This is a genomic window from Staphylococcus coagulans, assembly GCF_002901995.1.
In the GTDB taxonomy this organism is placed as follows: Bacteria; Bacillota; Bacilli; order Staphylococcales; family Staphylococcaceae; genus Staphylococcus; species Staphylococcus coagulans.
Window position 1 is genome coordinate 44,496 of sequence record NZ_PPQN01000001.1, and the last position, 19,447, is coordinate 63,942.

General features: G+C 35.3%; 18 protein-coding genes, 1 riboswitch and 1 other annotated feature. All 18 genes read left to right on the forward strand.

Going from position 1 to position 19,447, the window contains the following annotated elements; all coding sequences use genetic code 11:
- Nucleotides 1-8: 8 nt before the first annotated feature.
- The 18 genes from coaE to hemC all read left to right on the forward strand — a co-directional run bounded on the left by coaE (nucleotide 9) and on the right by hemC (nucleotide 19,446).
- On the forward strand, nucleotides 9-635 hold the full coding sequence (gene coaE, locus CD118_RS00185; RefSeq protein ID WP_103356055.1) for a dephospho-CoA kinase: 627 nt from the start codon (nucleotides 9-11) through the stop codon (nucleotides 633-635).
- Nucleotides 636-995: 360 nt separating this feature from the next.
- A complete protein-coding gene (locus tag CD118_RS00190) occupies nucleotides 996-2,009 on the forward strand; it encodes a glyceraldehyde-3-phosphate dehydrogenase (protein ID WP_050345525.1) in 1,014 nt (337 codons plus the stop codon).
- 228 nt (nucleotides 2,010-2,237) lie between these two features.
- Nucleotides 2,238-2,705, forward strand: coding sequence for a transcriptional regulator NrdR (gene nrdR, locus CD118_RS00195; RefSeq protein ID WP_050330704.1), 468 nt, complete (start codon nucleotides 2,238-2,240; stop codon nucleotides 2,703-2,705).
- A gap of 3 nt (nucleotides 2,706-2,708) precedes the next feature.
- A complete protein-coding gene (gene dnaB, locus CD118_RS00200) occupies nucleotides 2,709-4,088 on the forward strand; it encodes a replicative helicase loading/DNA remodeling protein DnaB (RefSeq protein ID WP_103356056.1) in 1,380 nt (459 codons plus the stop codon).
- A complete protein-coding gene (dnaI, locus tag CD118_RS00205; protein WP_050330706.1) occupies nucleotides 4,088-5,011 on the forward strand; it encodes a primosomal protein DnaI in 924 nt (307 codons plus the stop codon). Before dnaB ends, dnaI begins: the two co-directional genes overlap by 1 nt.
- Nucleotides 5,012-5,326: 315 nt before the next feature.
- On the forward strand, nucleotides 5,327-7,264 hold the full coding sequence (thrS, locus tag CD118_RS00210; RefSeq protein WP_103356057.1) for a threonine--tRNA ligase: 1,938 nt from the start codon (nucleotides 5,327-5,329) through the stop codon (nucleotides 7,262-7,264).
- 56 nt (nucleotides 7,265-7,320) lie between these two features.
- A riboswitch (Lysine riboswitch) is annotated at nucleotides 7,321-7,492 on the forward strand.
- Between the two features lie 140 nt (nucleotides 7,493-7,632).
- A complete protein-coding gene (locus tag CD118_RS00215; protein WP_060829787.1) occupies nucleotides 7,633-9,141 on the forward strand; it encodes an amino acid permease in 1,509 nt (502 codons plus the stop codon).
- Nucleotides 9,142-9,182: 41 nt separating this feature from the next.
- Nucleotides 9,183-9,319: a sequence feature (ribosomal protein L20 leader region), on the forward strand.
- A 24-nt stretch (nucleotides 9,320-9,343) separates the two neighbouring features.
- Nucleotides 9,344-9,871, forward strand: coding sequence for a translation initiation factor IF-3 (infC, locus tag CD118_RS00220; RefSeq protein WP_081635164.1), 528 nt, complete (start codon nucleotides 9,344-9,346; stop codon nucleotides 9,869-9,871).
- A 25-nt stretch (nucleotides 9,872-9,896) separates the two neighbouring features.
- Nucleotides 9,897-10,097: a 50S ribosomal protein L35 gene (rpmI, locus tag CD118_RS00225; protein ID WP_016425303.1), complete on the forward strand. Its 201-nt coding sequence runs from the start codon at nucleotides 9,897-9,899 to the stop codon at nucleotides 10,095-10,097.
- A 73-nt stretch (nucleotides 10,098-10,170) separates the two neighbouring features.
- The gene (rplT, locus tag CD118_RS00230) at nucleotides 10,171-10,527 is read left to right on the forward strand and encodes a 50S ribosomal protein L20 (RefSeq protein ID WP_016425302.1); all 357 of its coding nucleotides are present in this window, start codon (nucleotides 10,171-10,173) and stop codon (nucleotides 10,525-10,527) included.
- 151 nt (nucleotides 10,528-10,678) lie between these two features.
- Nucleotides 10,679-11,290, forward strand: a complete 612-nt coding sequence (locus tag CD118_RS00235; RefSeq protein WP_060829788.1) for an NUDIX domain-containing protein — start codon at nucleotides 10,679-10,681, stop codon at nucleotides 11,288-11,290.
- Nucleotides 11,291-11,299: 9 nt separating this feature from the next.
- Nucleotides 11,300-12,223: a hypothetical protein gene (locus CD118_RS00240; protein ID WP_060829789.1), complete on the forward strand. Its 924-nt coding sequence runs from the start codon at nucleotides 11,300-11,302 to the stop codon at nucleotides 12,221-12,223.
- An 87-nt stretch (nucleotides 12,224-12,310) separates the two neighbouring features.
- Complete coding sequence (gene tig / locus CD118_RS00245; RefSeq protein ID WP_050330711.1) at nucleotides 12,311-13,633, forward strand: trigger factor; 1,323 nt, start codon at nucleotides 12,311-12,313, stop codon at nucleotides 13,631-13,633.
- 422 nt (nucleotides 13,634-14,055) lie between these two features.
- A complete protein-coding gene (clpX, locus tag CD118_RS00250) occupies nucleotides 14,056-15,318 on the forward strand; it encodes an ATP-dependent Clp protease ATP-binding subunit ClpX (RefSeq protein WP_050345531.1) in 1,263 nt (420 codons plus the stop codon).
- Nucleotides 15,319-15,484: 166 nt separating this feature from the next.
- The gene (gene yihA / locus CD118_RS00255; protein ID WP_050330713.1) at nucleotides 15,485-16,078 is read left to right on the forward strand and encodes a ribosome biogenesis GTP-binding protein YihA/YsxC; all 594 of its coding nucleotides are present in this window, start codon (nucleotides 15,485-15,487) and stop codon (nucleotides 16,076-16,078) included.
- A 227-nt stretch (nucleotides 16,079-16,305) separates the two neighbouring features.
- The gene (gene hemA / locus CD118_RS00260; RefSeq protein ID WP_060829791.1) at nucleotides 16,306-17,646 is read left to right on the forward strand and encodes a glutamyl-tRNA reductase; all 1,341 of its coding nucleotides are present in this window, start codon (nucleotides 16,306-16,308) and stop codon (nucleotides 17,644-17,646) included.
- A 14-nt stretch (nucleotides 17,647-17,660) separates the two neighbouring features.
- Nucleotides 17,661-18,497 carry a cytochrome C assembly family protein gene (locus tag CD118_RS00265; RefSeq protein WP_050330715.1) on the forward strand — a complete coding sequence of 279 codons (837 nt, stop codon included), beginning with the start codon at nucleotides 17,661-17,663 and terminating at the stop codon, nucleotides 18,495-18,497.
- Between the two features lie 25 nt (nucleotides 18,498-18,522).
- On the forward strand, nucleotides 18,523-19,446 hold the full coding sequence (gene hemC / locus CD118_RS00270) for a hydroxymethylbilane synthase (RefSeq protein ID WP_060829792.1): 924 nt from the start codon (nucleotides 18,523-18,525) through the stop codon (nucleotides 19,444-19,446).
- Nucleotide 19,447: the final 1 nt, after the last annotated feature.

A 19,447-nucleotide genomic window follows, 5' to 3' on the forward strand; every position in this document is an offset into this window, starting at 1 on the left:
GGGAGATTATGCCAAAAGTAATTGGATTAACAGGTGGGATTGCAACAGGCAAATCCACGGTTGCAGCGTTATTGGAAGTTCATGGATTTAAAATTGTTGATGCAGATCTTGCATCTCGAAAAGCTGTCGAAAAAGGTTCTGTAGGTTTACGACAAATACAGGAACAGTTCGGCGAAGAAGCCATTAATGAAGATGGCGAAATGGACCGCGCTTATATTGCACAACAAGTTTTTTATGATGATGAAAAAAGAAAACAACTGAATCAAATCGTTCATCCGATTGTGCGTGAATTGATGCAAAAAGAGCGAGATCATTATCTTGCTGAAGGCCATGATGTCATCATGGATATCCCATTATTGTATGAAAATGGACTTGAAGATACAGTTGACGAAGTGTGGCTTGTCTATGCATCAGAGCCGATTCAAATAGATCGGTTAATGGAAAGAAATCAGTTATCAATTGATGATGCTAAAGCACGTATATACAGTCAGATTTCCATTGATAAAAAGAGCAGAATGGCCGATGTCGTTATTGACAATTTAGGCTCTAAGCTTGAATTAAAACAAAATTTAGAACAACTATTAGCGGAAAAAGGCTATTTAAATGCTGATGATGATTCTAATGAAACGATATAACAACTTAATATGATTTTTCAGCAACGCCACGTTGTAGCGCATGTCAAAACATTATTTAGCATTTTTGGCATGCGCGATGTGTTACAACGGTGCGTTGCTTTTTTATTATAAAATTGTGACTCACTATCTTGAAGATGGAGCTATTTAATTATGGACAAAAATGTTTCAGAGATAGGGCCTTCACTATAGAGCATCTTTAATTCATCAAACGATTTGAACGATATGTGAAAAACACATACATCAAATGTTATTTATTGAAAGTAATAAGAAAAAATTATCAAAGAAAACGGTTTCAAATCTACTTCAATATGCTATACTAATTTCTATAAGTATAACACATTATTAAGGAGTGCTTTTATCATGACGACAAAGATTGCGATTAATGGTTTAGGGCGAATTGGCCGTATGGTTTTAAGAGTAGCATTGAATAGAGAAGATGTTGAAGTAGTGGCTTTAAATGCAAGTTATCCACCTGAAACGATAGCCCATCTTCTTAAATATGATACAACACACGGTCGCTTTAATCAGACTGTTGAAGCAACTGAAAATGGTATTAAAGTAGATGGAAAAGAAATTAAACTCGTTTCAGATCGTAATCCTGAAAATTTGCCATGGGGTGAGCTTGATATTGATATCGTAGTGGAAGCAACAGGTAAATTTAATCATGGTGACAAAGCGAATGCTCATATCAAAGCAGGGGCGAAAAAAGTAATTTTAACGGGACCTTCGAAAGGGGGAGAAGTGCAGACAATTGTGAAAGGTGTAAATGATCATGAATTGGACGTCATGCAATATGATGTGTTCAGTAATGCTTCATGTACAACAAATTGTTTAGCACCTGTCGCAAAAATTTTGAATGATCATTTTGGGATTGAAAATGGTTTAATGACAACGGTTCATGCTGTGACAAATGATCAAAATAACTTGGACAATCCGCATAAAGATTTAAGACGCGCACGTGCTGCCTTTGAAAGTATTATTCCGACTTCGACGGGTGCAGCAAAAGCATTATCACTCGTTTTACCAGAGTTAGAGGGCAAATTACATGGTATGGCATTACGTGTACCAACTAAAAATGTATCTTTAGTTGACTTAGTTGTTGATTTAAAACATACAGTTACAAAAGAAGATATTAATCGTGTTTTTAGAGAGAATGATTTAGATCAAGTTGTTGCAATTTCTGATGAGCCATTGGTTTCGGATGATTTTACGACAGATGCGCATTCTGCAATTATTGATGCTGAGTCTACGATTGTAATGGGGGATAAAAAAGTTAAAGTACTCGCATGGTATGATAACGAATGGGGTTATTCCACAAGAGTTGTCGATGTATTACAGCAAATCGCATCACAACTCAAAGTCAAAGTCGCATAATAATATGATGTGTCAATAAGCTGGCATGAGACTGAGAACACCTTACAACAAATTATTAATATTAACTAAAATCAATATAAAGGTTGAGACGATTTTGAAATTGTCTCAGCTTTTTTTGTGCAAATAAGGAAAATTGCGAATTCAATTGCGTTAAAATAGGCGTAACTTTTGAAATAAATAGGTTTGTAGTATAATTAAACAAAATTAAGATGAAGAGGTGACAAAGTCGTGAAATGTCCAAAATGTAATCATACGCAATCTCGAGTTGTAGATTCGAGACATGCAGATGATATGAATGCCATTAGAAGAAGACGTGAATGTGAACATTGTGGGACACGTTTCACTACTTTTGAACATATAGAGATGAGTCCGCTCATTGTTGTGAAAAAAGATGGTACAAGAGAACAATTTAACAGAGAGAAAATCTTAAACGGACTTGTACGTTCATGTGAAAAACGTCCCGTCCGATTCCAACAACTCGAAGAAATTACGAATCAAGTTGAATGGAAATTACGCGAATCCGGTATTGCTGAAATTTCATCGCGGGAAATAGGGGAGCACGTGATGGATTTATTGATGCATGTTGACCAAGTTTCTTATGTGCGCTTTGCATCCGTTTATCGAGAATTTAAAGATGTTGATCAGTTATTGAAATCAATGCAGGGGATTTTGAAAGAAAACAAGCGGAGTGAATAAATAATGAGTCAATTCATTTATCAAAGCCAATTAAGTCCACACGACGGATTTGTCGTCATGCGCCGTTTCCATTTTCATGCGGTTCATTACGATGTGTTAAGTCGTTTGTTCACACCTTTAATTGGTGCTGAAGCAATTGGCGTATATCAATTTTTAAACCAATTTGAAGGTGTATCTTTTGAAGAAGGTTATACCCATTATACAATGATGTCAGAATTAAAAATGGGCTTAAGACAGTTTAGAGAGTTTTTAGATTTACTTGAAGGAATTGGACTATTAAAAACCTTTGTTCAACAATCTGAGAATACAACTCAGTTCGTTTATGAATTATTGCCACCTCCTTCAGCACAGCGTTTTTTTAACGATCCAATGTTATCTATATACTTTTACGAGGTTGTTGGTCAACAACGCTATCACCAAATTAAAAAAACGTTTATACCTACATCTAAAGATCTATCAGGTTATACAGAAGTAACTAAAAAATTTACAGATGTATTTAAAGTGCCAAAATATCAATTGGTGTCACAAGATGAAAATCTTAAAGAACAACAATATGAAGGTTTGGACTTAACAGACGTTTCCTTTGATTTTGAGTTGTTAGCTGACATGTTACAATCTCATTATGTAAGTAAGAATATTCTTTCAGAGCCAACGAAATCTTTAATTATCCAATTGGCAACATTATATCGTTTATCACCGGATGTGATGAAAGCAATTATTTTAAAATCACTCAATGCCGATCAATCATTGTCAGTTACAAACTTAAGAAAACAGGCACAAAGCTATTACCTTATGGAACATCAGCAAGAATTGCCAGCGTTACAAGCACAGAATCTTGAACTCGCAAGTGATGAATCAAAACAGTCAACTGAAGCCGTTGAAGTGTCAAACTGGGATGAATGGTTTGATTTAATGGATCATACAAGTCCGATTGTTATGCTAACATCTTATGGAGGATCTGAACCGCCACGCTATCAAAAAGAGATGATAGAGGAATTGATGCGGCGAGAAGGATTTAGTTTTGGTGTTATTAATATTTTATTACAGTTTGTGATGCAAAAGACGGATAATAATTTACCAGAAAAATATGTTTATTCTGTTGCATCGACTTGGAAAAAAAGTGGTGTAACCGATGCACGAACAGCGTATGATAAAGCAATGGAAGTTCAAAAAAATCAAGATAATGCAAATCAAAAACGCTATGAATCCACTGCTCAAAATCAAAAGCGTGGCTACCGTCATGCACCATCAGAAAAACAGCCACGTTGGATTACACATCCAGAAGAATATCAACAAAAAGAAGAAGATCAAGAAGCGTTAGCAAAGGATAGAGAGGCGTTTCTTAATAAACTAAAAAATAAAAGACGGGCAGGTGAAGATTAATGAAAAGTTTCAATAGTATTATGGGAAACCATCAAAACCTTGATCAAAAAATACAAGAGATTAAACGACAAGTATTAAATGATCCAGATGTAAAAGCTTTTTTGAATGCGCATCAATCAGAAGTAACGAACAGAATGATTGATGAAGATTTAAATATTCTTCAAGAATATAAAGATCAACAAAAGCATTATGATGGTTCGCACACGTACGAGAACTGCCCAAACTTTGTTAAAGGTCATATACCTGAACTTTATATAGAAAACCAACATATTAAAATTCGTTATAAACCTTGTCCATGCAAAATAAGACATGACGAAGAGCAACATGCTAAAAGTATGATTACATCTTTCCATATGCATCCAGATACACTCAATGCTAAAATTAAGGACATTTATATGACGAGACGTAATCGCTTGGATTTAGCTATGAGGCTGGATGATATGATTGATGCGATGATTGATAAACGACCTGTGAAAGGACTATACCTATACGGAGAGTTCGGCACAGGGAAATCCTTTATTTTGGGTGCAATTGCGAACGAATTGAAGGATAACCGTGTACCTTCAATGATTATTTATGTGCCTGAATTTATACGTACATTAAAAAATGGTTTTAAAGACGGTTCTACTTCCAAGCGCATTCAACAAGTGCGTGAAGCACGAGTTCTTTTTTTAGATGACTTAGGTGCAGAAGATATGACGCCTTGGGTACGTGATGAAGTTTTAGGTCCTATTTTACATTATCGAATGATTCAAGAACTCCCAACATTTTTCAGTTCGAATATGAGTTTACAAGAATTAGAAGATCATTTGGCGACCACAAAAAATGGGACAGATGTGATGAAAGCGAAACGTATTATGGAACGTGTCAAAACTTTAAGTGAAGCGTATTTATTAGAAGGAGAAAATTATAGAAAGCATTGAAAAAATAAATTTTAGCGTTATAATAAGGATAAATAAATATTGATTTTAAAGTTTGAGGATACGATACGAACGGAAGTTATGGTACAGAGAGCTACTGGCGATGAGAATGTAGTGCATAACCCTTTGTGTTACTCCCTCTATAGATTGGTATTTGTAATGAATACCCGGATCAAGACCGTTATCTTATGTAGAGATGTCATTGCAGAGATATGTATGGCAAATTAGGGTGGTAACACGAAGACCTCGTCCCTTTGTTGGGATGGGGTCTTTTTTATTTTCAAAACTTTAACGACAATCAATGATAGGAGGAACATTATGTCAGAAATTAAAGTACGTTTTCCAGATGGAAGTGAGAAAGCTTTCGAACATGGTACAACTACAGAAGAGATTGCACAATCCATTAGCCCAGGGTTAAGAAAAAAAGCGGTTGCTGGTAAATATAATCAACAGATGGTGGATTTGACTCGTCCATTAGAAGAGGATGGAACACTTGAAATCATTACACCAGGTAGTGAAGAAGCTTTGGAAGTGCTGAGACATTCTACAGCGCATTTGATGGCACAAGCTTTAAAACGTTTATACGGCGACGTTAAATTTGGTGTCGGTCCTGTAATCAATGAAGGCTTTTATTATGACTTTGATATGGAAGAAAAAGTTTCGAGTGATGACTTTGAAAAAATTGAAAAAACAATGAATCAAATCATTAATGAAAATCAAAAAATCGAACGCCGTGTTGTTTCACGAGATGAAGCTAAAGCATTTTTTGCGAACGACCCGTACAAATTGGAATTAATAGAAGCCATTCCAGAAGATGAGCCCGTAACACTTTACAGTCAAGGTGAGTTCACTGATCTTTGTCGAGGTGTCCATGTTCCTTCAACATCAAAAATTAAAGCTTTCAAACTTTTATCAACTGCTGGCGCTTATTGGCGTGGTGATAGTAATAATAAAATGTTACAACGTATTTACGGTACAGCATTTTTTGATAAAAAAGACTTGAAAGCACACTTGAAAATGCTAGAAGAACGAAAAGAACGTGATCACAGACGTATTGGTAAAGAAATGGAATTGTTTACTAATAGTCCGCTTGTAGGTGCAGGTTTACCGCTATGGTTACCGAATGGCGCAACAATTCGTCGTGAAATCGAACGTTATATTGTTGATAAAGAAGTAAGTCTTGGGTATGACCACGTTTACACACCTGTGATGGCGAATGTTGATCTTTATAAAACTTCAGGCCATTGGGATCATTATCAAGAAGATATGTTCCCAACAATGCAACTTGATGCAGACGAAGCGATGGTATTAAGACCTATGAACTGTCCTCATCATATGATGATTTACGCTAACAAACCGCACTCGTATCGTGAATTGCCTATTCGTATCGCTGAGTTAGGTACAATGCATCGTTATGAAGCAAGTGGTGCCGTGTCAGGACTCCAACGTGTTCGAGGCATGACTTTAAACGACGCACATATCTTTGTAAGACCTGATCAAATTAAAGATGAATTCAAACGTGTTGTAAAAATGATTTTAGATGTTTATGAAGATTTTGGCTTTGAGGATTATAAATTCCGTTTGAGTTATCGTGATCCAGAAGACAAAGAAAAATATTTCGATGATGACGATATGTGGAACAGAGCGGAAAAAATGTTGAAAGAAGCTGTCGATGAACTAGGATTGCCATATGAAGAAGCGTTAGGTGAAGCGGCATTTTATGGTCCAAAACTTGATGTTCAAGTTAAAACAGCAATGGGTAAAGAGGAAACATTATCAACAGCACAACTTGACTTCTTATTGCCAAAACGATTTGAATTAACTTACATTGGGCAAGATGGAGAACAGCATCAACCTGTAGTTATTCATCGTGGTGTCGTTTCAACAATGGAACGTTTTGTTGCCTTTTTAACTGAAGAAACAAAAGGAGCATTCCCGACTTGGTTAGCACCACAACAAGTTGAGATTATTCCTGTTAATAACGATTTACATTATGATTACGCCCGTCAAGTTCATGATGAGTTAAAATCTCAAGGTGTGCGTGTGCATATCGACGATCGTAATGAGAAAATGGGTTATAAAATAAGAGAGGCGCAAATGAAAAAAATTCCTTATCAATTAGTAGTTGGAGATAAGGAAATCGAAAACAATGAAGTTAATGTTCGTCAATATGGATCTAAAGATCAAAAAACAGTTGAAAAAGATACATTTGTGTGGGAATTGATTGACGAAATTCGATTAAAAAAACAGAGATAATTATTGCTACTACATGAAGACTGATGTATAGTATAATCTAAATATAAATATTATTTGATTGAGTTAGAGGCGCGATTTTAAAGAGTAATCCTTGGTTTGTATTGATGATACTGACACCATAAGATGAAAGGGAAAGTCGCCGAAATGAGAAGTGGTCATCAACACTTCTTGTTGGGCTAGTATTCGAAAGGAACTAGACTGTCACAACAGTGATGCGCTACCTATTAATATAAAATTAACAGAGGTTGCGTCCGGTTTTTGATGCAATCTCTGTTTTCGTTTCTATTAAGGTCGTTTTAATTTGCGTAATTCATCTAGCGACACAAGATTTGTCTAAACCTCTAAGCAATTGGGAAAGGATTAGGAAAATGAGTAACGAAAAAATTGAAAATCAAAATACAGTTCAGCGTCATTTGAAAGATCGACATATTTCTATGATTGCTATAGGTGGAGCGATTGGGACGGGTTTGTTTATGACATCTGGTGGCGCCATTCATGATGCAGGGCCTTTAGGGGCTTTGCTCGGTTATTCCATTATTGGGATTATGGTGTTTTTCTTGATGACTTCACTTGGAGAAATGGCGACGTATTTACCAGTTTCAGGATCATTTAGTACCTATGCAACACGATTTGTTGATCCTTCTTTAGGCTTTGCTTTAGGATGGAACTATTGGTTCAACTGGGTTATCACTGTTGCTGCTGATGTCACTATTGCTGCACAAGTCATTCAGTACTGGGCGCCTTTACAATTTTTACCTGCGTGGACATGGAGCTGCATTTTTATGGTCATTATATTTGGACTTAATGCTTTGTCTGTGCGAGTTTATGGCGAAAGTGAGTATTGGTTTGCATTTATTAAAGTCGCAACTGTCATTATTTTCATTATCGTAGGTGTACTGACTATCTTTGGTATTATGGGCGGTAAAGCCGTTGGGTTTGACACATTTACTCAAGGTGATGCGCCGTTATTAGGTAATGGTGTAGGCGGAAGCTTGCTCGCTATTTTTGGTGTATTTTTAATTGCAGGTTTCTCTTTCCAAGGGACAGAATTAATTGGGATTACAGCAGGTGAATCTGAAAATCCAGAACGTGCAGTACCAAAAGCGGTTAAACAAGTTTTTTGGAGAATATTATTATTTTACATTTTTGCCATTTTCATTATCGGTATGTTAATCCCTTATAACTCTTCAGCACTTATGGGTGGTGGAGATGATATAGCAACTTCACCGTTTACGCTTGTGTTCAAAAATGCTGGTTTAGCCTTCGCTGCTTCATTTATGAATGCTGTCATTTTAACGTCAGTATTATCTGCAGGAAATTCCGGTATGTATGCAAGTACGCGTATGCTCTATTCAATGGGGAAAGATGGTTTAGCTTCAAAAGTGTTTAGTAAAACGAACAAGAATGGGACGCCAATAATTTCTATGCTTTCTACTGCTGCTATCGTTATTTTAATCTTTACAGTTCAACATCTTAGCGGTAACGCTTATGAATATATCGTTGCTGCCAGTGGTTTAACAGGTTTTATTGCATGGGTCGGTATTGCAATCAGTCATTATCGGTTTAGAAAAGCTTTTCACGCACAAAACTATGATATTGATCAATTAAAATATAAAGCGAAGTTATACCCATTTGGCCCAATTCTTGCTGGTGTGCTTTGCACCATTGTCATTATTGGACAGGACGTTGATTTAATCCAAGGTGGCGGCTTTGATCTCAATCGTTTCTTAATTACGTATATGGGTATTCCAGTATTTTTAATCTTTTTCTTTTATCATAAACTGAAATATAAAACGAAACTGATTCCAGTAAAAGAAGTTAACTTAGATAAAAATGTTGAAACAATTGAAAAAAACTTCCAAAAAAACATTGACTAAAGTTTAATACGTTGGTATGATTGTATCTGTTGAATACGAAACGGACCAAGTAGAAGCTTCCCGCTTCTCACCTGTGGCGACGCAAAAAGCTGTTGGCAGGTTAACGATTAAACATGTGAAGTATGTTCATGTTAACGTGAAGAGCGGGGGTAACGCACCCTCGCTTTTTTTCGTGCTTGGACCATTCGTAAATTTTTTGGAGGTGTCAACCATAGCTAAGGATCAAACGCAAGTTAATGAGAAGATTCGCGCAAAAGAATTACGTGTCATCGGTCAAAATGGTGACCAAATTGGTGTAAAATCTAAAAATGAAGCATTGGAGATGGCAGACCGACTTGGTTTAGATGTCGTAATTGTCGCTCCAAACGCTAAGCCACCTGTTGCTCGTATTATGGATTACGGTAAATACAAATTTGAGCAACAAAAAAAAGAAAAAGAAATGAAAAAGAAACAAAAAGTCATCAATGTTAAAGAAATACGTCTTAGCCCGACTATTGAAGATCATGATTTCAATACGAAGCTTAAAAACGGACGTAAATTTTTAACTAAAGGTGATAAAGTTAAAGTTTCAATTCGTTTCAGAGGGCGTGCAATTACACATAAAGAAATTGGCCAACGCGTTTTGGAAAAATATGCTGAAGCGTGTAAAGACCTTGCTACAATAGAGCAAAAGCCTAAAATGGAAGGTCGCCAAATGTTCCTTATGTTAGCCCCAATTAATGAAAAATAAAAAGTGATTATAGGAGGAAAACATCATGCCTAAAATGAAAACCCACCGCGGAGCTGCGAAACGTGTAAAAAGAACAGGATCTGGTCAACTTAAACGTTCTAGAGCTTATACGTCTCACTTATTCGCAAACAAATCTACAAAGCAAAAACGTAAATTGCGTAAAGCTTCTTTAGTTTCAAAAAGTGATGCAAAACGCGTTAAACAATTATTAACATACGTAAAATAATATTTAATAAAGAATAAAAGATTGAGATGAGGTATGACAGAGCATACCCTAGAGACAAAAGGAGGAATTTATTATGCCACGTGTTAAAGGTGGAACGGTAACAAGAGCGCGTCGTAAAAAGACAATCAAATTAGCTAAAGGTTACTTCGGTGCGAAAAGCACATTATATAAAGTTGCAAAACAACAAGTTATGAAATCAGGTCAATATGCATTCCGTGACCGTCGTCAAAGAAAACGTGATTTCCGTAAATTATGGATTACACGTATCAATGCTGCTGCACGTCAACATGATATGAGTTACTCTCGTTTAATGAACGGTTTAAAACAAGCGGGTATCGATATTAACCGTAAAATGTTATCAGAAATCGCAATTTCTGACGAAAAAGCATTTGCTGAATTAGTCAACCAAGCTAAAGCAGCTTTAAAATAATTATATTTAGAAGCGTTAGCGTCTAAATCGCAAACTCTCTTCAAAGTAGATACTGCTTAAGTAACCACTTTGAAGAGAGTCTTTTTATTTAAGGCTTTACCATTTTTTATAAATTTTGTTACGATATATAAAAAACATAAAGGAGTTAACCATGTCAAAATTTGATGAGCAAATTACTGTTGTGCCACGTATGCGACTATTTAATAATGAAGAAAATGCCTTTAACGGTTTTCTACCTCGTACGGATAACAAAGGTCAGTCTATTTATCAAACGCTAGCCGATTATGAAGTGAAAAGACGCGGTGATATGGAAGAAGATCCTTCATTCAAGCAATTAATTAGTTATTGTTTATTAGAAAATGAAAACGGTGAAATTTTAGTTTATGAAAGATTAGAAGGCGGCGGAGAAGCACGTTTACATGGGAGTGCTTCAATTGGTGTTGGTGGACATATGAACGATGTTCCTAATGCTCAGAATATCGAGGAAGTCATTAAAATCAATGCGAGCCGTGAGCTTGAAGAAGAAGTTGGTTTAACCGTTGATGATAGTAAGGCGCTTAACTTTATCGGTTTTATTAATGATGATAATAATGAAGTTGGCCGTGTACATTTAGGTGTTGTTTTTAAAGTGAATGTAAAGCAAGAAGAAGTAGAAGTGCAAGAAACAGACACTTTAAAAATAGAATGGCAATCACTAGAGAACATTCAAGATTTATCTATATTTGAATCGTGGAGTGCACTGATTTTAGAAAAAATGAAATAGGTGAATGCAATGTCTGACATTATTCCTTTTCCAAAAATGAAGAACAAACTTATGAAGGATATCGATGAGACAATGAAGCAAGCACAATACGAACGTGCCTATGATGCCTTTAATGCATATGAACGCCATTTTGAGTTGACGCCAGAGCTTGCTTTAAAGAAGTGTGAAGTGCTTTGGCATCTAGAGTCTTACTTAGAGCTAAAAGAAGAATCTAACATTTTAATGGTGCAAGGTTTTCAGCCTTATGACACGTTGATGGTTTATTACATTAAAAGTTTATTTGCATTAGGACATTATCATTCAGTGGTCGAGATGATTACACAAGTGATTGATGAAGTACGCGAACATGAGACAAGACTAATTTTGCTACCGATCAAAGATCAAGCACAATCCAAATTAGACGAACGACAAGATTATATGGCACACCGTTTACAAAATTTTACTTATTTGGATCAAAGTGAACAAACACAGCTGCTTTTAAGTTTAATCGATGATAGCGCGTATCAATTTCGGTCAACGATTGCCTATCTCTTGCAAAATGAAATCTTGCAAATGAATATACAAAGTTTAATGCTTGAATATTTACGTTTTGCTCGTTACAATCAATGCGTCCAAGTGGAAAAGCCATTTTGCAATTTGGAAATAAAGCCAAGTGAACTCAGTGGCATTGAACAAACGACATTCAAAACCGAACTTTTACCACGCATTATACATCGTTTAGAATCAGAAATGCCATCCTTTGTTCATGAGGCCTATGTTCACCTTCATACGCATAATATCGCGTTATATCCGTTTGATATTTTGGAAAAGGCATCCTTAGATACATGGGTTGAGGGCTATATGAACTATTTTAAAGCGCTAATGGGTTTCGAATATGAAACAGAAGGCGCGATAACTGGAATATTTAACTTGATAAAATCATTAAATACATAGGTATCATTATTTCAAACACTGACAACCTATGCTATAATAAAGAAGTTGAAAAATTTTAAAAATGAAAAATCATGGAGGTTTTTATACATGACAGCAACTTGGGAAAAAAAAGAAGGTAATCAAGGGTTACTACAAGTAACTGTACCTGCAGAAGAAGTAGATAAAGCGTTAGATCAAGCGTTCAAAAAAGTAGTTAAGCAAATCAATGTACCTGGTTTCCGTAAAGGTAAAGTACCACGCCAAATTTTCGAACAACGTTTTGGTGTAGAAGCGCTTTATCAAGATGCAGTAGATATCTTATTACCAAAAGCTTACAGTGAGGCTGTAGTAGAAGCAGATATCAATCCAGTTGATCAACCTGAAATTGAAGTAACACAAATTGAAAAAGGTAAACCATTTACTTTTGATGCTACTGTAACAGTAGAACCTGAAGTACAATTAGGTGATTACAAAGGATTAGAAATCACAAAACAAGCAACTGAATTAACTGACGAAGAGCTTGAACAAACTATTGAACAACGCTTAGAAGCTATGGCTGATATGGTTATTAAAGAAGACGGTCAAGTTGAAGAAGGCGATACAGTTAACTTAGACTTTGATGGTTATGTAGATGGTGAACAATTCGAAGGTGGCCAAGCTGATGGCTACGACTTAGAAATCGGTTCAGGTATGTTTATCCCAGGTTTCGAAGAACAACTTGTTGGTTTGAAAGTTGGAGAAGAAAAAGAAGTTGAAGTGACATTCCCTGAAGAATATCACGCAGAAGAATTAGCGGGTAAACCAGCTACATTTAAAACAAAAATTAATGAAATCAAAACAAAAGAAGTTCCTGAGTTAGACGATGAATTAGCAAATGAACTTGATTCTGAAGCTGATAACGTTGAACAATACAAAGAAAACTTACGTAAGCAATTAACTGAACAAAAACAAACTGATGCTGAAAACTTACAAAAGGAAGAAGCAATTACATTAGCAACTGACAATGCTACAGTTGATATTCCTGAAGCAATGATTAAAACAGAAGAAGATCGTATGGTTCAAGAATTTGCGCAACGTTTACAACAACAAGGTCTTAACCTAGAAACTTATTTCCAAATTTCTGGTCAATCTGAAGAAGACTTACGTGGTCAAATGAAAGACGACGCAGAACAACGTGTAAAAACTAACTTAACTTTAGCAGCAATCGCTGAAGCTGAAAATATCGAAGTTTCTGAAGAAGATGTTGATAAAGAGTTACAAAATATGAGTGAACAATTCAACATTTCAGTAGAAGATATCAAAAACACTTTAGGTAATACTGACATCGTTAAAAATGATGTACGTGTGAAAAAAGTAATTGATTTATTAGTTGATGAAGCGAAATTAGTTGAAGCAAAAAATGAAGATAACGAAGCGAGCGAAGAAGCTTAATTAAAGGATGTTGAGTGATACGATGGTTAGATCGAACATTCACTCAATGTTGACTAGCGCAACTGTAATAAATTGACCCTTGAGGGGGTGGGATATTGAATTCTTGAACTCAAAGTTTTCTATAATCCCACTCTCATTTTCGTTTATTGGCTATTTCAAATTCGATGAGATGCATAGTTAATATAGAATCAGCGATTAGAATTTCAATTGATATGAAAGAACTAAGGGAATTGTATATAATAAAGTAGTAAGCATCACTTGTTAATGGTTTCTTGCTATTTACAAAATACATTACAGTTAAGGCTAAGAAGTTAATGACTAGTCCAATGATGCAACGTAATGCAAATAACTTGAAAGAAACTATATTTGCGTAATAGAATGCATTCTAGTATAGTCGTTAAAGAACAGGGGTGTAATAAAGTATGTTTAAATTCAATGAAGATGAAGAAAACTTAAAATGTTCTTTCTGTGGTAAAGATCAGGATCAAGTTAAAAAGTTAGTTGCAGGGAGCGGTGTCTATATTTGTAATGAATGTATCGAACTCTGCTCTGAAATCGTTGAAGAAGAATTAAGTCAACAAGAAACAGAAGAATTAACAGAACTACCCACACCAAAAGAAATCATGGAGCAATTGAATAATTATGTCATCGGCCAAGAAAAAGCTAAAAAATCTTTAGCAGTCGCAGTTTATAATCATTATAAACGTGTTCAACAATTAGGACCTAAAGATGACGACGTAGAATTACAAAAAAGTAATGTCGCTTTAATTGGGCCTACAGGTAGTGGTAAAACATTATTGGCACAAACATTGGCACGTACATTAAATGTACCGTTTGCTATTGCTGATGCCACAAGTTTGACAGAAGCTGGATACGTAGGTGAAGATGTTGAAAATATTCTGTTACGTTTAATACAAGCAGCTGATTTCGATATTGATAAAGCCGAAAAAGGTATTATCTATGTCGATGAAATTGATAAAATCGCACGTAAATCTGAGAATACGTCTATTACACGTGACGTTTCTGGCGAAGGTGTCCAACAGGCATTGCTCAAAATCTTAGAAGGTACAACTGCAAGTGTACCGCCACAAGGTGGACGTAAGCATCCGAACCAAGAGTTTATTCAAATTGACACAACAAATATTCTCTTTATTTTAGGTGGTGCATTTGATGGTATTAACGAAGTCATTAAACGCCGCCTAGGTGAAAAAGTTATCGGTTTCGCAAGTAACGAAGTTTCAAATTATGATGAAGCGAGTTTACTCGAACAAATTCGACCAGAAGATTTACAAACGTATGGCTTAATTCCTGAGTTTATTGGTCGTGTACCTATTGTTGCAAACCTTGAAACCTTAGATGTCGAAGCGCTTAAAAATATTTTAACGCAACCTAAAAATGCACTTGTTAAGCAGTATACAAAAATGCTTGAATTAGATGGTGTTTCTTTAGAGTTTACTGACGAAGCATTAGCAGCAATAAGTGAAAAAGCAATAGAACGTAAAACAGGTGCACGTGGTCTACGCTCTATTATTGAAGAAGCATTGATAGATATCATGTACGATATTCCTTCAACTGAAGATGTCGTGAAAGTTGTTATTACTAAAGAAACAATTGTTAATGAAACTGAGCCAGAACTCTATGATTCTGAAGGTAATCTCGTTAACGTGACAAAAACTTCTGCATAAGCCAAGGGTAAATTTAAAAGAATAATGGCATAAAAGGTTGTTCCGAAATTTATTTCTTTTTTAAGTTTGCGCATGTTTTTGTTTATTGTTGCAAAGCTGAGTCTCATAATCAAATGGATTATGTCTCAGCTTTTTTTATAATAAAAATAAAAGAGGTGAAATTAAAGTGAAAATTAATCCAAACCATGTCGATTTATTAATAAGTGCAGTAAAGCCAGAACAATATCCCGATCTCGGTTTGCACGAAGTGGCACTAAGCGGGCGCTCTAACGTTGGTAAATCGACATTTATCAATAGCATGATTGGACGCAAAAATATGGCTAGAACTTCACAACAGCCAGGTAAAACACAAACACTCAACTTTTTCAATATTGATGAACAATTAATTTTTGTTGATGTGCCAGGTTATGGTTATGCCAAAGTAAGTAAAAAACAGCGTGAAGCATTTGGTAAAATGATTGAAACTTATATCACAACACGAGAACAGTTAAAACTAGTGATACAACTTGTTGACCTTCGTCATCCGCCGACTGAAGATGATGTGCTCATGTATGATTTTTTAAAGTACTATGACATCCCAACATTAATCATTGCGACAAAAGAAGATAAAATTCCAAAAGGGAAAGTCCAAAAGCATATTAAAATCATTAAAGAAAAACTAAAGTTGGAAAAAGGGGATCAAATTATTAGTTATTCTTCAATTGAGAAAAAGAAGCAAGATTTGATTTGGTCTACAATCCAAGAATTTTTAGAAGCATAAAGACGACTTCGAAGTACATATGTTATTTTATTAAAGCATGTCAATATACGCAAGGACAGCATAAGATGAGGTTTTATAACGAAGCCATTTTATCTTTCTTTTCTAACCCTAAGTCATTCGTACTTCAATAAATCTTTAAATCATCAAATTAAAGTTTCTTTTTTTAATTAGAATGAATCTAATCTGTGTTATAATGTAGTTATTGTAGATTATATGGGGGCATAAACATGTATTTAATAGCAGTAAGTGTAAATCATCGAACAGCTGATGTTACATGTCGTGAGAAGCTAGCATTTAAAGAAGAAAATATGCTTAGCGTCCACGAATCACTGTTTGAAACAAAGTCTATATTAGAGAACGTGATCTTATCAACTTGTAACCGTACTGAAGTCTATGCTGTAGTCGATCAAATTCATACGGGCCGTTATTACATTCAAAGATTTTTGGCGAGACAATTTAATTTTGAGGTAGATGAGATAAAAGCCATTTCTGAAGTTAAAACAGAAAATGATGCTATTGAACATCTATTTAAAGTTGCTTCTGGGTTAGATTCAATTGTCCTAGGAGAAACTCAGATACTTGGTCAAATGAGAGATGCTTTCTTTACAGCTCAAAAAGCAGGAACTACGGGCACTATATTTAATGAGTTGTTTAAGCAAGCGATTACTTTTAGTAAAAAGGCACACCATGAAACAGATATCGCTGACAACACAATTAGTGTATCTTACGGTGCTGTGGAACTTGCGAAAAAGATGTTCGGTAAACTTAATAAAAAGCATGCGTTAGTGATTGGCGCTGGTGAAATGGCAGAATTGTCATTGCTCAATTTAAAAGGTGCTGGCGTAAGTGAGATTACGATAATTAATCGTACATTATCACGCGCAAAATCATTAGCGGATCAATACGGGGTTCATTATGCTGAATGGGATGCGTTAGGTGATTTTCTCGTAAAATCAGATATCGTAATCAGTTCTACAAGTTCTGAACAATTTATTATTACGCAAGACATGTTAGAAATGTGTCAGGCTGTGGCGAAAACAGCTCAAAAAGTACTCATTGATATTGCAGTTCCGAGAGATATCGAACCATTTGAAGCAAATGATACAGAGTTGTTTATTTACGATGTTGATGATTTAAAAGGTCTCGTTGATGCAAATTTACGTGAACGTCGTAAAGCGGCAGACCAAATCTTATTGCGTATACCGTCTGAAATTGAAAAACATAATGAATGGGTGAGAATGTTAGGCGTTGTTCCTGTTATTCGTGCTTTACGAGAAAAAGCAATGTTAATTCAACAAGAGACGATGGATAGCATAGACCGTAAGTTGCCTAATATGTCTGAACGTGATCGTAAAGTTGTTTCTAAACATACGAAAAGTATTATTAATCAAATGTTGAAAGACCCAATCAAGCAAGCCAAAGAAATAAGTGACGATCGAAACGCAGATGCTAAGCTTCAATTATTTAAAGAAATTTTTGATTTAGAAGTTGAAGCGGATTATAAATCTCAAGCCATTGAGAAAAAAAGAACACTTTTAAGAGAGAGATTACTTAATTTTGAAACTTAACAAGCGGTGATGCTATGGAAGAGACCTTTTTTATACGGTTTCATGAAATAATATTATTGATTTATTTAGTGAGCATGGTTTGTTTAATTATAGACGTGTTCCAAAAAAATTATCGTGTGCAAAATATTGGTTTTTATGCATTAGGGATTGTTTGGTTTTGTCAAACAGTCTCTTTAACTATGTTTATTACATGGCAAAAACAACTGCCGTTAACATCTCTAGTAGAGAGTTTTTATGTTTTAACGTGGTTAATACTGACAATTACTTTCATTATGTCAGTGATGCGACAATCTGACTTTATGATTGCATTTTTAAATGTAATTGGTTTTATCTTTATGACCATTCATACGTTTCATCCACAACAATTTAAAATGGGCGGAACGCGACTCACAGTCATGAATGAGCTCCTTGTTTTCCATATATCACTCGCTTTACTAAGCTATGTGATCTTTGCAGTTGCATTTGTAAATGCAATCATCTATTTGATTCAATATCGTAATTTAAAACAAAAGCGTTTTAATCAAAATTATTTTCGAATAAGTAGTATCGGAACACTTGAAAAAATTGTATTTTACAGTTCTCTTGTTGGCACAATCATTATGTTTATAAGCTTGTTATTAGGAATATTATGGGGAATGAATTCAATCGGTTTCCATATTTTCGCCGATTTGAAAGTTATCTCATCATTAATTATTTTTGTGGCTTATTCTATATTTATTGCTTTACGACTCACACATCGATTTAAGCAATACTTTTTAATTCAGTTGAATATTATGTTATTTTTAGGCTGTATGTTTAACTTGATTGTCGTCACTCAATTATCAACGTTCCATCAATGGACAGGTGTGTAACGAATTTTTATTGGAGGAAAACTCAATGCGTAAACTAATTGTCGGTTCAAGAAGAAGCCAACTTGCGCTTACCCAAAGTCAACAGTTTATCGATCGTTTAAAAGCAATTGAGCCTGATTTGGATATTGAAATTAAAGAAATTGTAACTAAAGGCGATCAAATAGTCGATAGACAGTTATCAAAAGTAGGTGGCAAAGGCTTATTTGTAAAAGAAATTCAAAATGAATTATTTAATCATCAAATCGACTTTGCGATACATTCGTTAAAGGATGTGCCTAGTGAATTACCTGAAGGTCTTACATTAGGGTGTATCCCGGATCGAGAGAACCCTTTTGATGCTTATATCGCTAATAATCATGTGCCACTCAATGAGTTGCCTGATGGTAGTATTATTGGTACTAGTTCACTACGACGTGGTGCACAAATTTTAGCGAAATACCCAAAACTCGAGATTAAATGGATAAGAGGCAATATCGATACGCGATTAAAGAAACTCCATTCAGAGGATTATGATGCGATTATTTTAGCTGCAGCAGGTTTAAAACGAATGGGTTGGTCTGACGATATCGTCACGTCTTACCTTGATAACGGACAACTTGTTCCAGCGATTGGTCAAGGTGCACTGGGTATTGAGTGTCGATCAGACGATTATGAATTATTGGCATTGCTTGCTAAGGTACATAATCAAGATGTGGCTGACTGTGTTGCTGCAGAACGCACATTCTTGAAGGAAATGAATGGAAGTTGCCAAGTCCCAATTGGTGGCTATGCGTATAAAGATGACAAACAACGTATCCATTTTACAGGTTTGATCATGTCACCAGATGGTACACAACGCTTTGAGCACACTGAAATAGGGGATCAACCTATTGGATTGGGAAATAAAGTGAGTCAAACATTAAAAGCCCAAGGTGCAGATCAAATTATAGCAGCATTAAACGCAGAATAAA

Excerpts from the sequence above, each read along its gene's own strand:
- coaE (WP_103356055.1), top strand. The coding sequence starts at position 9 with ATGCCAAAAGTAATTGGATTAACAGGTGGGATTGCAACAGGCAAATCC.
- CD118_RS00190 (WP_050345525.1), top strand. The coding sequence starts at position 996 with ATGACGACAAAGATTGCGATTAATGGTTTAGGGCGAATTGGCCGTATG.
- dnaB (WP_103356056.1), top strand. The coding sequence starts at position 2,709 with ATGAGTCAATTCATTTATCAAAGCCAATTAAGTCCACACGACGGATTT.
- dnaI (WP_050330706.1), top strand. The coding sequence starts at position 4,088 with ATGAAAAGTTTCAATAGTATTATGGGAAACCATCAAAACCTTGATCAA.
- thrS (WP_103356057.1), top strand. The coding sequence starts at position 5,327 with ATGTCAGAAATTAAAGTACGTTTTCCAGATGGAAGTGAGAAAGCTTTC.
- CD118_RS00215 (WP_060829787.1), top strand. The coding sequence starts at position 7,633 with ATGAGTAACGAAAAAATTGAAAATCAAAATACAGTTCAGCGTCATTTG.
- rpmI (WP_016425303.1), top strand. The coding sequence starts at position 9,897 with ATGCCTAAAATGAAAACCCACCGCGGAGCTGCGAAACGTGTAAAAAGA.
- rplT (WP_016425302.1), top strand. The coding sequence starts at position 10,171 with ATGCCACGTGTTAAAGGTGGAACGGTAACAAGAGCGCGTCGTAAAAAG.
- CD118_RS00235 (WP_060829788.1), top strand. The coding sequence starts at position 10,679 with ATGTCAAAATTTGATGAGCAAATTACTGTTGTGCCACGTATGCGACTA.
- CD118_RS00240 (WP_060829789.1), top strand. The coding sequence starts at position 11,300 with ATGTCTGACATTATTCCTTTTCCAAAAATGAAGAACAAACTTATGAAG.
- tig (WP_050330711.1), top strand. The coding sequence starts at position 12,311 with ATGACAGCAACTTGGGAAAAAAAAGAAGGTAATCAAGGGTTACTACAA.
- clpX (WP_050345531.1), top strand. The coding sequence starts at position 14,056 with ATGTTTAAATTCAATGAAGATGAAGAAAACTTAAAATGTTCTTTCTGT.
- hemA (WP_060829791.1), top strand. The coding sequence starts at position 16,306 with ATGTATTTAATAGCAGTAAGTGTAAATCATCGAACAGCTGATGTTACA.
- CD118_RS00265 (WP_050330715.1), top strand. The coding sequence starts at position 17,661 with ATGGAAGAGACCTTTTTTATACGGTTTCATGAAATAATATTATTGATT.
- hemC (WP_060829792.1), top strand. The coding sequence starts at position 18,523 with ATGCGTAAACTAATTGTCGGTTCAAGAAGAAGCCAACTTGCGCTTACC.